The organism is Micromonospora sp. IBSANI012 (assembly GCF_052814045.1).
The window spans coordinates 4,648,468-4,661,983 of sequence record NZ_CP199933.1 but is presented as its reverse complement, the minus strand read 5'-3'; the positions used below and the strand labels follow the sequence as shown (position 1 = coordinate 4,661,983).

Annotated in this window: 13 protein-coding genes; 10 read left to right on the top strand and 3 right to left on the bottom strand. The window is 74.6% G+C overall.

Going from position 1 to position 13,516, the window contains the following annotated elements; genetic code table 11:
• The first annotated feature begins 124 nt into the window (after positions 1-124).
• Positions 125-922, top strand: coding sequence for an SGNH/GDSL hydrolase family protein (locus ACTWM8_RS21440; protein WP_446210602.1), 798 nt, complete (start codon positions 125-127; stop codon positions 920-922).
• 60 nt (positions 923-982) lie between these two features.
• Here ACTWM8_RS21440 and ACTWM8_RS21435 read toward each other — a convergent pair whose 3' ends face one another.
• Positions 983-2,395, bottom strand: coding sequence for an alkaline phosphatase PhoX (locus tag ACTWM8_RS21435; RefSeq protein ID WP_446210601.1), 1,413 nt, complete (start codon positions 2,393-2,395; stop codon positions 983-985).
• A gap of 191 nt (positions 2,396-2,586) precedes the next feature.
• Between ACTWM8_RS21435 and ACTWM8_RS21430 the strand changes: the two genes are divergently transcribed.
• The gene (locus ACTWM8_RS21430) at positions 2,587-5,124 is read left to right on the top strand and encodes an FtsK/SpoIIIE domain-containing protein (protein WP_446210600.1); all 2,538 of its coding nucleotides are present in this window, start codon (positions 2,587-2,589) and stop codon (positions 5,122-5,124) included.
• The gene (locus ACTWM8_RS21425) at positions 5,125-5,808 is read left to right on the top strand and encodes a hypothetical protein (protein WP_446210599.1); all 684 of its coding nucleotides are present in this window, start codon (positions 5,125-5,127) and stop codon (positions 5,806-5,808) included. It begins immediately after the preceding gene.
• Positions 5,809-6,010: 202 nt separating this feature from the next.
• Here ACTWM8_RS21425 and ACTWM8_RS21420 read toward each other — a convergent pair whose 3' ends face one another.
• Complete coding sequence (locus ACTWM8_RS21420) at positions 6,011-6,259, bottom strand: hypothetical protein (RefSeq protein WP_446210598.1); 249 nt, start codon at positions 6,257-6,259, stop codon at positions 6,011-6,013.
• Between the two features lie 401 nt (positions 6,260-6,660).
• Between ACTWM8_RS21420 and ACTWM8_RS21415 the strand changes: the two genes are divergently transcribed.
• From ACTWM8_RS21415 to ACTWM8_RS21395, 5 genes are all read left to right on the top strand, one after another.
• Positions 6,661-6,879, top strand: coding sequence for a winged helix-turn-helix domain-containing protein (locus ACTWM8_RS21415; protein ID WP_446210597.1), 219 nt, complete (start codon positions 6,661-6,663; stop codon positions 6,877-6,879).
• A 114-nt stretch (positions 6,880-6,993) separates the two neighbouring features.
• Positions 6,994-7,257: a DUF6244 family protein gene (locus ACTWM8_RS21410; RefSeq protein ID WP_154943759.1), complete on the top strand. Its 264-nt coding sequence runs from the start codon at positions 6,994-6,996 to the stop codon at positions 7,255-7,257.
• A gap of 463 nt (positions 7,258-7,720) precedes the next feature.
• Entirely contained in the window at positions 7,721-9,931 is a 2,211-nt protein-coding gene (locus ACTWM8_RS21405; RefSeq protein ID WP_446210596.1) for a M48 family metalloprotease, read from the top strand.
• A gap of 13 nt (positions 9,932-9,944) precedes the next feature.
• The gene (locus ACTWM8_RS21400; protein ID WP_446210595.1) at positions 9,945-10,337 is read left to right on the top strand and encodes an effector-associated constant component EACC1; all 393 of its coding nucleotides are present in this window, start codon (positions 9,945-9,947) and stop codon (positions 10,335-10,337) included.
• 215 nt (positions 10,338-10,552) lie between these two features.
• Complete coding sequence (locus ACTWM8_RS21395) at positions 10,553-11,368, top strand: lipase family alpha/beta hydrolase (protein ID WP_446210594.1); 816 nt, start codon at positions 10,553-10,555, stop codon at positions 11,366-11,368.
• Positions 11,369-11,412: 44 nt separating this feature from the next.
• On the opposite strand, the gene ACTWM8_RS21390 is transcribed toward ACTWM8_RS21395, so the two are convergent.
• A complete protein-coding gene (locus ACTWM8_RS21390) occupies positions 11,413-12,285 on the bottom strand; it encodes an aldo/keto reductase (RefSeq protein ID WP_446210593.1) in 873 nt (290 codons plus the stop codon).
• A 313-nt stretch (positions 12,286-12,598) separates the two neighbouring features.
• On the opposite strand from ACTWM8_RS21390, the gene ACTWM8_RS21385 reads away from it, so the two are divergent.
• Both ACTWM8_RS21385 and ACTWM8_RS21380 read left to right on the top strand, forming a co-directional pair.
• Positions 12,599-12,964: a YciI family protein gene (locus ACTWM8_RS21385; RefSeq protein ID WP_446210592.1), complete on the top strand. Its 366-nt coding sequence runs from the start codon at positions 12,599-12,601 to the stop codon at positions 12,962-12,964.
• Positions 12,916-13,350: a BBE domain-containing protein gene (locus tag ACTWM8_RS21380; protein ID WP_446214622.1), complete on the top strand. Its 435-nt coding sequence runs from the start codon at positions 12,916-12,918 to the stop codon at positions 13,348-13,350. Before ACTWM8_RS21385 ends, ACTWM8_RS21380 begins: the two co-directional genes overlap by 49 nt.
• Positions 13,351-13,516 lie beyond the last annotated feature (166 nt).

Below are 13,516 nucleotides of genomic sequence, written 5' to 3'. Positions count from 1 at the left end.
GTGAGATCAGCTGTTCACTTGATCTAAATGTTTCGATAGCATTACCGACTAGTAACAAGGCCCAGACCCCTGACCAGCGCGCGGTCACGAGGATCCCACCACCCCTGCTCAGTGGAGGTCCGTGATGCCCCACCGCGCCCTGGCCCGCGCCGTCACCGCGCTGGTCGCCCTGCTCGCCACCGTCCTCGGCGTCGTGCTCGTCCCCGGCACCGCCCAGGCGGCCACCGTCAACTACGTCGCCCTCGGCGACTCCTACTCCTCCGGGGTCGGCGCCGGCCCGTACGACCTCTCCACCTGCCTGCGCAGCGAGAAGTCGTACGCCCCGCTCTGGGCCGCCGCCAACGCGGTGACCAGCTTCCGGTTCCCGGCCTGCGGCGGCGCGGTCACCGCCGACGTGATCAACAGCCAGGTCAACTCGCTGAGCACCAGCACCACGCTGGTCACCGTCACCATCGGCGGCAACGACGCCGGCTTCGCCGACGTGATCACCAGCTGCCGGTTCGGCAGCACCACCAGTTGCGTGAACGCGGTCAACGAATCCAAGAGCTTCGCGACCTCGACGCTGCCCGGCCGGCTCGACGCCACCTACGCCGCCATCCGCAACCGGGCCTCCAACGCCCGGCTCGTCGTCCTCGGCTACCCGCGGCTGTTCGAGACCAACTACTGCGGGCTGCTGGCCATGAGCACGTACAAGCGCACCATCCTCAACGAGGCCGCCGACCTGCTCGCCACGGTCATCGCCGACCGGGCCCGCGCGGCCGGCGCCACCTTCGCCGACACCCGTCCCTTCTTCGCCGGTCACGGGGTCTGCGCCGCCGACCCGTGGATCCGGGACGTCTCCGGGGTCATCGAGGCGTACCACCCGAACGCCGCCGGCTACCGGTACGGCTACCTGCCGGCGCTGAACGCGGTGCTCAACTGACCGACGCGCCCGAGCGGCCGGCGTCCCGGTCGGGGACGCCGGCCGCACCCGCCGCCGGGATCAGGCCGGGGCGGCGTTGCTCGGCCGCCCCCACGGCCCGGTGATGGCGAAGACGTAGCCGGGGGACTGGATGTTGGCGAAGAGCAGCGTGCCGTCCGGGCTGAACGTCGGGCCGGTGAACTCGCTGTCGTTGAGCTCGTTGCGGGCCAGCGGGTACGCCTTGCCCTGCGCCGTCACCCCGACCAGGTGGGAGAGCCCCTCGCCGTCCTCGGCCAGGATCACCCCGCCGTAGGGCGAGACGGTGATGTTGTCCGGGCCGTCGTAGCCGCCCTCGACCGACGGGTCCGGGTTGACCCCGAAGATGGTCTTCAGGGTGACCGTCTCCGAGCGCGGGTCGTAGAACCAGACCTGGCCGTCGTGCTCGTTGACGCTGCCGTCGTCGAGCCGGGCGAAGCTGGCGACGAAGTAGGCGCCGCCGTCGGCCCACCAGGCGCCCTCCAGCTTGCGGCTGCGGGTCACCTGCTCGTCGGTGAACTGCTTGCGCACCGAGACGGTCTTCGCGTCCCGGTCCGGCACGTCCACCCACTGCACCTTGTACCGCGTGCCCGGGGTGGTCGCCTCGGACAGGTCGGCGATGTGCCGGTCGCCCTGGAAGCAGTTCATCGCCTGCAGCTCGCCGGCGGTGCCGCCGTCCGGGCGCAGGGCCAGGGCGCGCAGCGCACCCTTGCCGCCCCGGAAGCCCGACGGCGGCGTCCACCGGAAGTACAGGCCGTTCGGCCCGCCCGCGTCCTCGGTGAGGAAGATCGAGTGGGTGTACGGGTCGACCGCCACCGCCTCGTGCGAGTAGCGGCCGAGGAACGTCAGCGGCACCGGGTCGAGGTTCTGCTCCCGGTCGTGCGGGTCCACCTCGAAGACGTACCCGTGGTCCTTGAGGAACTTCCCACCGGCCCGCTGCTCGGTCTCCTCGCAGGTCAGCCAGGTGCCCCACGGGGTGATCCCGCCGGCGCAGTTGTTGTGGGTGCCGGCCACGCTGACGTACTCGCGCAGCCGCCGGCCCGCGGCGTCCACCTCGATGGTGGTGGTGCCGCCCCGGGCGCCCGGGTCGTAGGTGAGGCCGGGCAGCGCCGGCACCGGGTACGGCTCGCTGCCGCCGATCTCGTGGTTGTTCACCAGCACCGACCCGGTGGGGGACCGGAAGCAGCCGGTGCCGTCGGCGTCGCTGGGCGTCAAGTGGCCGCTCTCCAGCAGCGTGCTGCCGGCCTGCGCCACGATCGTGTACGAGAAGCCGGGCGGCAGCGCCAGCAGGCCGGCCGGGTCCGGGACCAGCTCGCCGTAGCCGACGGCCGGGCGGCAGGCGGCCTGAGCGGCGGCCGGTCCGGCGATCGCCTCCAGGCTGCCGGCCACCACGATGCCGAGGCCGCCGGCCGCGCCGCTGCGCAGCAGGTTGCGGCGGGAGATGGGGGAGGAGGTCACGTCGTCACCTTCCAGTTCTTTCACCATGTCGTCCGCCAGCAGGCAATCCGGACCGGCGGAACACCGGGCGGCGCGGCGGCGGACCGGCAGGTGAACAGTGGACCAACGGCTCGGACGCGACGCCTGGTGCGTCCCCGGCCCGGCTCCGTTAGGGTTCCCTCGACCGGACGGACGTGGTGGGGGAGCAGACGGTGGGCAGGCTCGCGTCGGCGTACGGCCAGGCGGTCACCGCCCACCGGCGGGCCCGTGACCGGTGGACCCGGGCCCGGGCGCTGCTCGACCGGCTGGCCGGGCAGCCCGTGCCGGAACGCACCGTCGACCTCGTCGCCCGACTCGGCCGCCTCGCCGCCGCGCTGACCGCCCCCACCGCACCGGCGACCCGCCCGGCCGGCGAACCCGCGCCGGTACGCGTCGGCGACGCCACCACCGCCGACGGCCGGTTCCCGCTGCTGCTGCCGCTGGGCGCCGGCCGGCACCTGGCGGTCAGCGCCGACGCCCGCGACCCCCGGGTGGCGGTGCTGCTGCGGGTGCTGGTGCTGCGGCTGCTCGCCACCGCCCCGCCCGGCGCCGTCCGGGTGGTCGGCATCGACCCGGCCGCGCTGGGCGCCACCTTCCTGCCGCTGCGGTCGCTGCGCGACGCCGGCGTGCTCGGCGCGACCGCCACCACCGAGGCCGAGATCGGCGCGCTGCTCGACGCCGCCGAGGCACACGCCCGCGCCGCCCAGCAGGCCGACCGCGACGACCACGAGCTGCTGCTGGTGGTGGCCGCCTCGGCGCCGGCCCCGCGCGAGCTGGCCCGGCTCGCCGCGCTCACCCACGCCGGACCCGCCGCCGCGGTCTGCGTGCTGCTCGCCGGCCACCCGGTGGCGCCGCCCGGGCAGGCCCCACCGCTGGGCGCCACCACCACGCTGCGGCTCGACGAGCGGTACGCCTGGGTCGGCGACCCGCCCGGGTACCCGTTCGGCGACGACGGCAACGGACTGGCCGTACCCGTGCTGCTCGACGGCGACCCGCCGCAGGAGGCCGTACGCTCGCTCGCCGGGCGGCTGGCCGCGGCCGTGCGGCGCGACGCGGCGCTGCACATCGCGGACCTGCTGCCCGAGCGGCGCTGGACGGAGTCCGCGCGGGCCGGGCTGCGCACGGTGGTGGGCCGGGCCGGGCGGGAGCCGGTCACCCTCGCCTTCGACGACGCCACCCCGCACTGGCTGGTCGGCGGGCGCACCGGCGCCGGCAAGACCGTCTTCCTCGTCGACGTCCTCTATGGACTGGCCGCCCGCTACTCCCCGGCCGACCTTCAGCTCTGGCTGCTCGACTTCAAGGAGGGCGTCAGCTTCACCGAGTTCGTGCCCACCGAACGGGACCCGTCGTTCCTGCCGCACGCCCGCACCGTCGGGGTCGAGTCCGACCGCGAGTACGGCCTCGCCGTGCTCCGCGAGCTGCGCCGGGAGTTGGGCCGCCGGGCCGAGGAGTTCAAGCGGCACGGGATCACCAAGCTCGCCGACCTGCCGGCGGACGCGGCGGTGCCCCGGATCGTGACCGTGGTGGACGAGTTCCACGTGCTGCTCGCCGGCAACGACCGGCTGGCCCGGGAGGCCGTCGACCTGCTGGAGGAACTGGCCCGCAAGGGTCGCTCGTACGGCGTGCACCTGGTGCTGGCCAGCCAGAGCACCACCGGCGTCGAGGCCCTCTACGGCCGCGCCGAGACGCTCTTCGGGCAGTTCGCGCTGCGGGTGGCGCTGCCCGGCGGCGAGGCCGTGCTCGGTCCCCGCGCCGCGACCGTCACCGCCGGCACGGTCGGCACTGCCGTGGTCAACACCGCCGCCGGCGCGCCCGGGGCGGACCTGCTGGTCCGCTTCCCCGACGCGCACGCCGACGCCCGGCAGGTCGCCCGGCTGCGCTACGAACTCTGGGACGACCGGCCGGAGGGCTGGCCACCGCCCGCGGTCTTCCGCGGCTACGAGCCGGCGCACCTGGAGGACGAGCCGGCCGCCGCCGCGCTGCGGCCCGGCGCGCGCCGCCCGTCGGCGCTGGTCGGCCGGACGGTCGACGTGGCGGGCAGCCCCGCCCGGTTCGCCCTGGACGCCGGCCCCGGGCGGCACCTGGCCGTGGTGGGCACCGCGGCGACCGGGGCGCACGTGCTGCGGGCCGCCGCGCTGAGCCTGGCCCGCCAGCACGCCCCGGGCGAGGCGGAGTTCGTGCTCGCGCCGCTGGTCGAGGCCGCCGACGAACTGGCCGACGAGACCGCCGCCGGGATCAAGGCGGCCGGGCACCCGGTCACCGTGGTCGACGCGGCGGGGCTGCGCGGGCGGATCGGCGAGCTGGCCGCCGATGCGGGGCAGCGGGGCCGGACGTACCTGGTGGTCTTCGGGGTGGACGCGGCCGGCGCCACCCTCGCCCGGACCGACCCGGAGACCTTCCGCTCCGGCCACGACGACCTGCGGGTGCTGCTGCGCCAGGGCCCCGGCCACGGGGTGCACCTGCTCGGCTGGTGGCGCGGGTTGCGCCGGCTCGCCGACGACCTCGGCGGCTCGCAGAACCGCGACGACGTGGCCTGCCTGGTGGCGCTCAACGTGCCCGGCGCCGACCTCGGCCTGCACCTCGGCGTCACCGACCTGGCGTACACCCCACGGGCCGACCGGGCGCTGCTGGTGGACCGGCACGCGCAGCGGACCGCACTGATCGTGCCGTTCGTCCGCCCCGGGTACCGGCCCGAGGACGAGGAGCGCTGAGTGTCCACCTTTGACGAGTACGCCGCCGCGGTGCGCCAGCTCTCCGTGCAGGTGCGCGAGGGCGAGCGGGGCGCCGCCGCCGAGGCGGAACGCCGGCGGCGGCTGCACGCCGGGGTGGCCCAGGTCGGCCAGCGGCTCGCCGCCCAGGGCCAGCGGCTGGACCAGCTCGGCGCGGCGATCGGTCTCCCGCCGGCCACCGTGGCCGCTCCGGACGGGCCGGACGCCGTCACCGACCCCCCGGTCGCCACCGCCGCTGTCGACCCCGACGCCGACCCGGGCCTCGTGCTGGAGGAGGCCCGCCGGCTGGTCGACGAGGCCGACCTGCGGACCCGGGAGGCCGAGGCCCTCGCCGCCCGGCCGGAGCTGCTGCCGACCTGGTCCCCGGCGGCCCGGGCGGTGGCCGTCTACGTCGCCTGCGCTGCCGCGGGCGTGCTGCTCATGCTGGTCCTGGTGGTCGCCTCCGGCGTGGGGCTGGTCAGCGGCTTCACCCTGGGCGCCTGGATCTGCGCCGGGCTGCCGGTGCTCTCCTTCGCCGCTGGCTGGCTGATCCTCGGCCGCTGGGGGCGGCCCGCCCTGGCCACCGTGGAGCCGCCGCGGTTCGTCCCGCTCGGGTTCGTCATCTGCGTCGCGCTGGTGCCGACCGCGTACTGCGCCAGCCTGCTGCTGGTCCGTTTCCTGCGCTGACGTCGCCCGGCCCGCGCGCGCAGGGCGTTCAGCGTGCCGTCGTGGTGCGCCAGCCGGGTCCGCGCCGCCCGCTGCTCGTCGCACGGCCCGGGCCGCCCGCAACTCCGGCACACCCCGGTGTACGCCTCCGTGCGGTGCGCGGAGATGGTCCGCCGCGCGTCGACAGCCTGCTCGGCCGCGTACCTGCGCAGGTCGCTGGCATTCACCGGCTGTCGTCGACGCCGGTGTCGGTGGCTCGGGCGGCCCTGACCAGCCGGGCGAAGCGGACGTCGGGACAGGGGTAGTCCTCGCCGCAGCCGCAGAGCCACCGGGTGACCACCCGTGGGGGATGGGCGAAGAGGATGTCGTCGGCGTCCTCGACGTCCTGCGCCGACACCAGCGGCTCCGGACGGCCGAGCCGCCCGGCTGGCTGCTCGTCGCCCGGTCGCCCCGCCCGGTCGTCCCGGTCCACGGGTGCAGGACGGGCGCGGCCGGTCGGCGGAACACCATGGGTGTCACCGGAGCCGTTTGACACCCATGGTGTTCCACCCGCCCCGTCCTCGTCCCCGTTCGTCGAGCGGTTCTCTTCGGGTTGGTCGTGCATCGAGTACTCCCGTCCGGTGGCGTCTCCTTGGTGGGGTTCGCTTCAGCCTGGGCGCTGCCGGCGGGCAGGCCGCGGCACGCCCGGCCGTCCAGGGGGATCGGCCGGCCGGGCGCTCTGCGCGGTGGGGAAGGACCAACTCCGGTTTGCAGACCTGGGAGCCGGTCGGTTCGAACCTTACACAACTAGTCACGGAAAGCAAGGACGACATCACGTTACTTGTCACATCAAGTGGAGCGTGATCGAATGGCGGTGCAGACCTGGGAGAACAGATGCCCGTCAAACCCAAGTGGGAACAGCTCGCGGACCACATTCGGAGCCAGATCGAGTCAGGGGAGTTGTCGCCAGGCGATCGCCTGCCCTCGACCGCGCAGCTCACGGCGCAGCACGGCGTGTCGACCACCGTGGTCCGACAGGCGATCCTCGTGCTGCAGACGCAGGGCTGGGTGCAGGGTGTGCACGGACTCGGCGTGTTCGTCGCCGAGCGGTAGCCGACGACCGCCACGTCGTCGCGTGACCGCTGGAGGGCGTGGCATCTCGTACCCTCCATTGTGGTCGACGCCGGTGGCCGCGCCGATCGACGCGGAACGACCAGGGGAGGGCGCGTGAGCGCAGCACAGGTCATCGCCAGGCTGGCGGCGGCGGCGCAGAAGCTGGACGAGGCGAAGGCCAAGACCGCCGCCGCGGCGCAGGACGCCGCCGAGGCGCGGGAACTGGTCGCCGGTGCCCTGGAAGGGGTCGCGGCCGGACCGCTGATCGGGATGCTGGACGCCTACCGGCAGGCGCTGACCCAGGCGGCCCAGGGTGCCGGCCCGGCCACCCAGCAGGTCCAGGAGACGATCGCCAAGGTACGCGCGCTGGGCAGCTGACCCGGCCCCGCCCGGCGGCGCAATGGCGCGCCCCGGTGTCGGATAACTGATCCGGAACAGGGGCGGTGCCGCCCGCGCTCCTTTGCATATCCTGGTGGGTTCGCGACCAATCAGCCGTGGTTTCCCGGCCAATTCGCCGACGGCCGCCGCCAACCCCTATTCCCGCATCGGTCGACGTCGCCCCGACTCGGGCGGGGAGCGGCGAACGCCCTGGTGGGGCGGGGGATCGGGCCACCACGGCGTGCTGTCGCGAGCGGGCCGGGTTGGGTTCAGTGGTGGCGATGTCCATTCGCGACGGGTAATGTCCTCCGACGTCGAAATCCACTGATCGATTCGGCACCGCATTCCTGCCCGCGCACATACCGTCGACGGTCGGCCCGGCCGCCGTCCGATGCGCCGTGCCCGTGGAACGTGCGCCCCTTCGCCGTCCCGGGTGGTGGCGTCTGTCGTCGAGGAGTCTCCCGTGAGCGACCCGGACGTTGACCCGCAGGTGAGACCCGCGGTCGAGCAGCCGACCGAGCCGCGCCCGGCCGGACCGGGCGGACTCGACCGGCGCCTCGCCGACCGGCCGCCGGGGTACCCGAACGCGCTGGTGTGGCTGCGCGCCGGCATCCTGCGCGACTGGCGGGGCGTGCTCGGCAGCTTCCTGGCCACCTGGTTCTACGTACCGCTGGCGCTGCTGGCCGCGGTGTGGGGCGGGCTCGCGCTGGGCGTGCTCGGGCTGGCCGCCGGGGGCACCCAGTCCGGCGACGCCCTGCCGTCGGTGGTGCGCGACGCGCCCCTGGTCGGCCCCCTGCTCGACGCCTTCCTCAACCGGTCCGGCGGCGTGGTCGGCGGCTTCGCCGGCGCCGCGGTCGGCTTCCTGGCCGGCTTCCTGGTCGTGCTGGTGCTGCCCTGGCGGGACGCCTTCGACGAGCCGGCGAACCTGTTCACCGGCCTGGTCGGGATGGTGGTGGCCGCCGCCCTGGTCGGCCTGGTCTACACCCTCGGCCGGGTGCTGCTGGAGCCGTGGCTGCTGGGCGTCTCCGGCGCGCGTCAGCTCAGCCGGCGGGAGGCGGAGCGACTGCGACCGATCCTGTCCGGGTGCGCCGCCCGGCTCGGCCTGCCGAGCGTGTCCCGGCTGCTGATCGAGGACGACCCGGTGCTCACCAACGCCCGGGCCTACGCCCGGCACATCGTGGTGACCACCAGCCTGCTCGACGAGCCGGACGAGGACGTCGCGGCGCTGCTCAGCCACGAGCTGGTGCACTGGCGTACCGGTGACGAGGTGACCAGCGCGTTCGTCCGGGGCGTCGGGCTGCCGCTGGTGCTGGTCCATGCCGTGCCGACCTGGCTGATGCGCCGGTTCCCGCACCCGGCCACCGACCTGCTGGTCTTCATCGTCTTCTGGCCGGTGCTGCTGACCATGCGGTTCGTGGTGCTGCCGTCTCACCGCCGCGACGTCCGGGCCGCCGAGTACCGGGCCGACGCCGGGGCGGTCCTCGCCGGCCACGCGGCCGGCATGCGGTCGATGCTGGAACGGCGTCGGTCCTTCGAGACCGGCCGCAGCGGGTGGGACGAGGCGGTCTGCGCCACCCACCCGCCGTCCGAGCTGCGGCTCGACCGGCTCGAGCGGCTCACGCCGGCCACCGCCGACGAGGCGACGGCCGCCGACGGGAGCCCCGCCCGGGTGGGCACCGAGGAGCTGTTCGGACGGCCGGGGCCGGTCGGCTCCCGGCGCGCCTGGGTGCTGGTCGGCGCGCTGGCGCTGATCGGCTGCCTCGGCGGCGGCGCGCTCACCACGGCGCAGTGGCTGCTGTTCCGCCCGCAGGCGGCGGTGGACGCCTACTTCTCGGCGCTGGACGACGGGGACGGCCGGGCCGCCCTGGCGGCGCTGACCCCGGACGCCAGGGCGGCGGCGGGCGACGGCGAGCAGCTGGCCCGGATCGTCGGCGGGGAGGGCTACCAGCCGCCGACCGATGTGGACGTCACGTCGGTCGAGCGCGACGGCGACGAGGCGGTCGCCAAGGTCGCCTACACCCTGGCCGGGCAGAAGCTGAGCGCCGAGCTGCCGCTGCGCCGGGACGAGTCGGCGACCCTCGGGCTGTTCCACCGGTGGCAGATCGCCGCGCCACCCGCGCGGCTCAGCCTGCCCGGCGCGGCGGGCCTGACCGTCAACGGCCAACCCGCGCCGGCGGCTCCCGAGGGCGTCGCGCTGGCGCTGCTGCCCGGGGCGTACACCGTCGGCGGCCAGCGCAACGCCCTCAGCGAGACCCCGTCGCAGGTCGTCTACGTCCTGCCCGGTCAGGAGAGCGCGGCGAGCCCGGACCTGACGCCGACGCTGGCGCCGGCGGCCCAGGCCACGGCGGAGGAGAGCGTCAAGGCGTACCTGGACGCCTGCGCGGCGCAGACGGTGGCCGCGCCGCCGGGGTGCCCGTTCCGGTACTACACCGGGGAGACGGTGAAGAAGATCGCCTGGAAGATCACCCGGTACCCGACGGTCGAGCTGACCCTGACCGGCCCGACCTCGGCGCAGGTGTCGACGCCGTTCGAGGGCCGCGGGTCGGCCCAGGCGACCGGCACTACCACCGGCTTCTTCGGCACCACGCCGTTCACCGAGGACGAGGAGATCCAGGTGGTCGGCCTGCTGTCCGTGGTGGACGGCAAGCTGACGTTCCGGCCCGGCGGCAACTGAGGGAGAGCCCGACATGACCGAGCCGTCCACCCGGCCGGGGCGACCCGTGCGGATGGTGCTGACCCCGCGTACCGCCCGGCCGCCCCGGGTGCCGCTGCTGGCCTGGATCCACCGCCGGCCGGAGTTCCGCGCCGCGGTGCGCGACGCCGCCGGCCAGGGCGGCCGGCCCGGCTTCAGCGACGCGGTGATCATCGCGGTGGTGGCCCAGGGACTGCTGCCCGGCCTGTTCAACCTGGTGCAGTCCTGGGTGGACCAGCAGCGCACCGAGGTGAGCATCCGCATCCAGGTCGGCGACGCCGAGGCGGAGATCCAGGTGAACGGCCGGACCGATCCCACCAAGCTGCTCGACCAGGCCACCCGGGCGCTGCGCGAGGCGGCGGACGGGGAGACCGGCCCGACCGCCTGACCAGGGACCCGACCGGGGCCGACCGCGTTCGCGGTCGGCCCCGTCGTGGTTCGCCCGCTTTGCCGGAAGACACCTCCCGTGCGACATCAGGTTACCGGCGCGTAACTTGCCATTGACGTGTGTGAATTGTGACCCGCATCATCGTCCCACCGATCGATCGGATCCCCCCACCCGCCGTCCCGGCTCCCCGGGAACCTCCCACCGGAGGTGCAGCCATGCTGCTCCGAACGATCCTCGCCGCCACCACCGCCGTCGCCGCACTGCTCGTCCCCGCCACCGCCGCCGCGGCCGCCCCCGAACGCACCACCCCCACCGCCAGCGCCACCGCCGCCGGCGCCGCAACCACGTCCACCGCCGCCGCCGTGAACGCGAACGCCAACCCGGTCATCGTGGTCGGCGGCCTGATCGGCGTCTCCATTGCGTACGAGCCGATCGCCGCCCGGTTGCGCGCCGACGGCTTCCGGGTCTCCATCTTCCAGATTCCCGGGCTGGGCTTCGGCGACATCCGCGAGTCCGCCCGCGCCTTCAAGACGTACGTCGACCAGGTCCGCGCCAGCACCGGCGCGACCAAGGTGGACCTGGTCGCCCACTCCGAGGGTGGCCTGGTCTCCCGCTGGTACGTCAAGTTCCTCGGCGGCGCCGACGTCGTCGGCCGGTACGTGAGCCTGGGCAGCCCCCAGCAGGGCACCTATGCCGCCAACATCCTCAAGTTCATCGGCCTCGGCAGCTGCGCCGGCATCGTCGCCTGCCAGCAGATGTCCATCGGCTCCGACCTGCTCACCGCCCTCAACGGCGGGGACGACACCCCGGGCGCCATCCGCTGGGCGACCGTGCGGACCTGGCAGGACGAGCTGGTCTGGCCGATCGGCAACGCCGCGCTGTCGGACGGCGCGAACAACGTGCTGATCCAGAGCTGGTGCCCGCTGCGGCTGGTCGGTCACCTCAGCCTGATCCTGGACGGGACCACCTACACCGTGGTCCGGCAGGTGCTCACCGACGCGGCCGTCCGGCCCAACTGCTTCGCCCTGTGAAGACGCCACGGGCGGACGGGAGCACCCCGTCCGCCCGGGTGCGGTCAGGCCGCCTTCGCCAGCGCCTCGTACTCGTCGTCGGTGAGCTGGACCTCGGCGGCGGCCACGTTCTCCACCAGATGGTCCACCGACGACGTACCCGGAATGGGAACCATGACCGGCGACCGGCGCAACAGCCAGGCGAGCGCGAGCTGCGCGAGCGTCGCGCCGTGCTCGGTGGAGATCGCGTCCAGCGGACCGCCCGGCTTCGCCAGGTTGCCGGTGGCGATCGGGAACCACGGGATGAACGCCAGGTCGTTGCCTTCGCAGTGGTCGAGGACGTCCTCGGCGCTGCGGTCCGCCAGGTTGTAGAGGTTCTGCACCGAGACGATCGGTGTGATCTGGCGCGCCGCCTCGATCTGCTCGACGGTCACCTCGGACAGGCCGATATGGCGGATCTTGCCCTCCTGCTTGAGCAGCGCCAGCTCGCCGAGCTGGTCGGCCAGCGGCACCTGTGGGTCGATCCGGTGCAGCTGGTAGAGCGGAATGCAGTCCAGGCCGAGGTGGCGCAGACTCAGCTCGCACTGCTGGCGCAGGTACTCCGGGCGGCCCACCGGGCGCCAGTCGCCCGGTCCGGAGCGGGTCAGCCCGGCCTTGGTCGCGATGACCAGGTCGTCGGCGTACGGGTGCAGCGCCTCCCGGATCAGCAGCTCGGAGACGAACGGCCCATACGAGTCGGCGGTGTCGATGAACGTCACCCCGAGCTCGTACGCCCGCCGCAGCACCCGGACCGCCTCCGCCGGGTCCTTCGGGTCACCCCAGACACCGGGGCCGGTGAGCTGCATGGCCCCGTAACCGAGTCGGTCGACCTGGAGGTCGCCCCCGATCCGGTAGGTGCCCGAGGCCTTCGCGGGCTGAGTGCTGGCGCTGGTCGGCATCGGTCGTCCTCCTGTGCGTCGTCGTCACCGGCAAATTTAGCCAGGGATCCCGTGGCTCGCCCGCGATCGCTCGCCGGCGCGAGTGGCGGCCGGCGCGGTGACCCGGTGCCTCAACCGACGTGCCGGATCACCACCAGCGCCTGGTCGTCGTCGGAGCGAAGACCGCGGACGAACGACCCAGCCGGTCGGCAACTGGATGCTCCCACGGGGCAGTTGGCCCGAGCGGCCGCTGCGGCCCGCCGCAGCGTGCGACGCTGTGCCGAGTCGGGGAGGCCGGCGCGGTGTCGACGCCGGCAGCGCGGGAGGGGGCGCCATGACGGGTATGCCGCAGCTGGACTTCGCGCTCGACACGTACGAGTGCATCGTGATCTATCCGGGGCCGGCCGGTCGGGCCCTGCCCAGCGAGACCGTGCAGCGGTTGCAGGCCGAGCACTTCGAGCACATGCAGGCGTTGCAGCGCCGGGGGATCGTGCTGGTCTCCGGGTCGATCGACGGCCCCGCCCGGGAGCCGGCCCCGCCGATCGGCATCGGCCTGGCCCGCACGGGCTCGGTCGACGACGTGCGCAGCGTGATGGAGGCCGACCCGGCCGTGCAGGCCGGGCTCTACCAGGTGGACGTGCTGACCTTCCTCTGCCCGGCCGGCTCGCTGGAGTTCCCGCTGGTCAAGACGCAGGGCTGACCGACTGTCGCCGGGGTGACGGCGCGGGCCGCCGCGCGGGTGTCCACTGGGAGGGCCCTGGCCGGGGCGGGCGCGCCGGGCGCCGCCGGACCGGGCCGAGGAGCCCCGATGACCTCCGCCGCCACCCCCGACCTCTCCCGCGCCGCCGCCGACCGGGCGACGAGCCCGGAGCGCACCGCGACTGGGGCGAGCGCACCAGCGCCGCGCTCGCCCCGCTTGCCCTGCCCGGCGGCTACCCGAACCTGCTCGCGCCCGAGGAGACCGACCGGGTCCGGCTGGCGTACGGCGACAACTGGGCCCGGCTGCGCCGAGCCCGGCACCGGTACGACCCGACGGCGGTCTTCTCCGCCGTACCCACGCTGCCGGCGACCACCGGCGGTGGGTGAGCGGTGGCGCGGCGGGCGGCCGTCGCGGGCGTGGGAGCGCCTCCGGCGACGGATGCGGGCGGGCGGTACGATTCCCGGCGCGCGGTCGCCGATGCCCGCCACTAACGACGTCCCCCGGTGCGGCTGCGCGCCCGCCGGCCACGCGCCCTGCGCGGTCGCGTCGGTG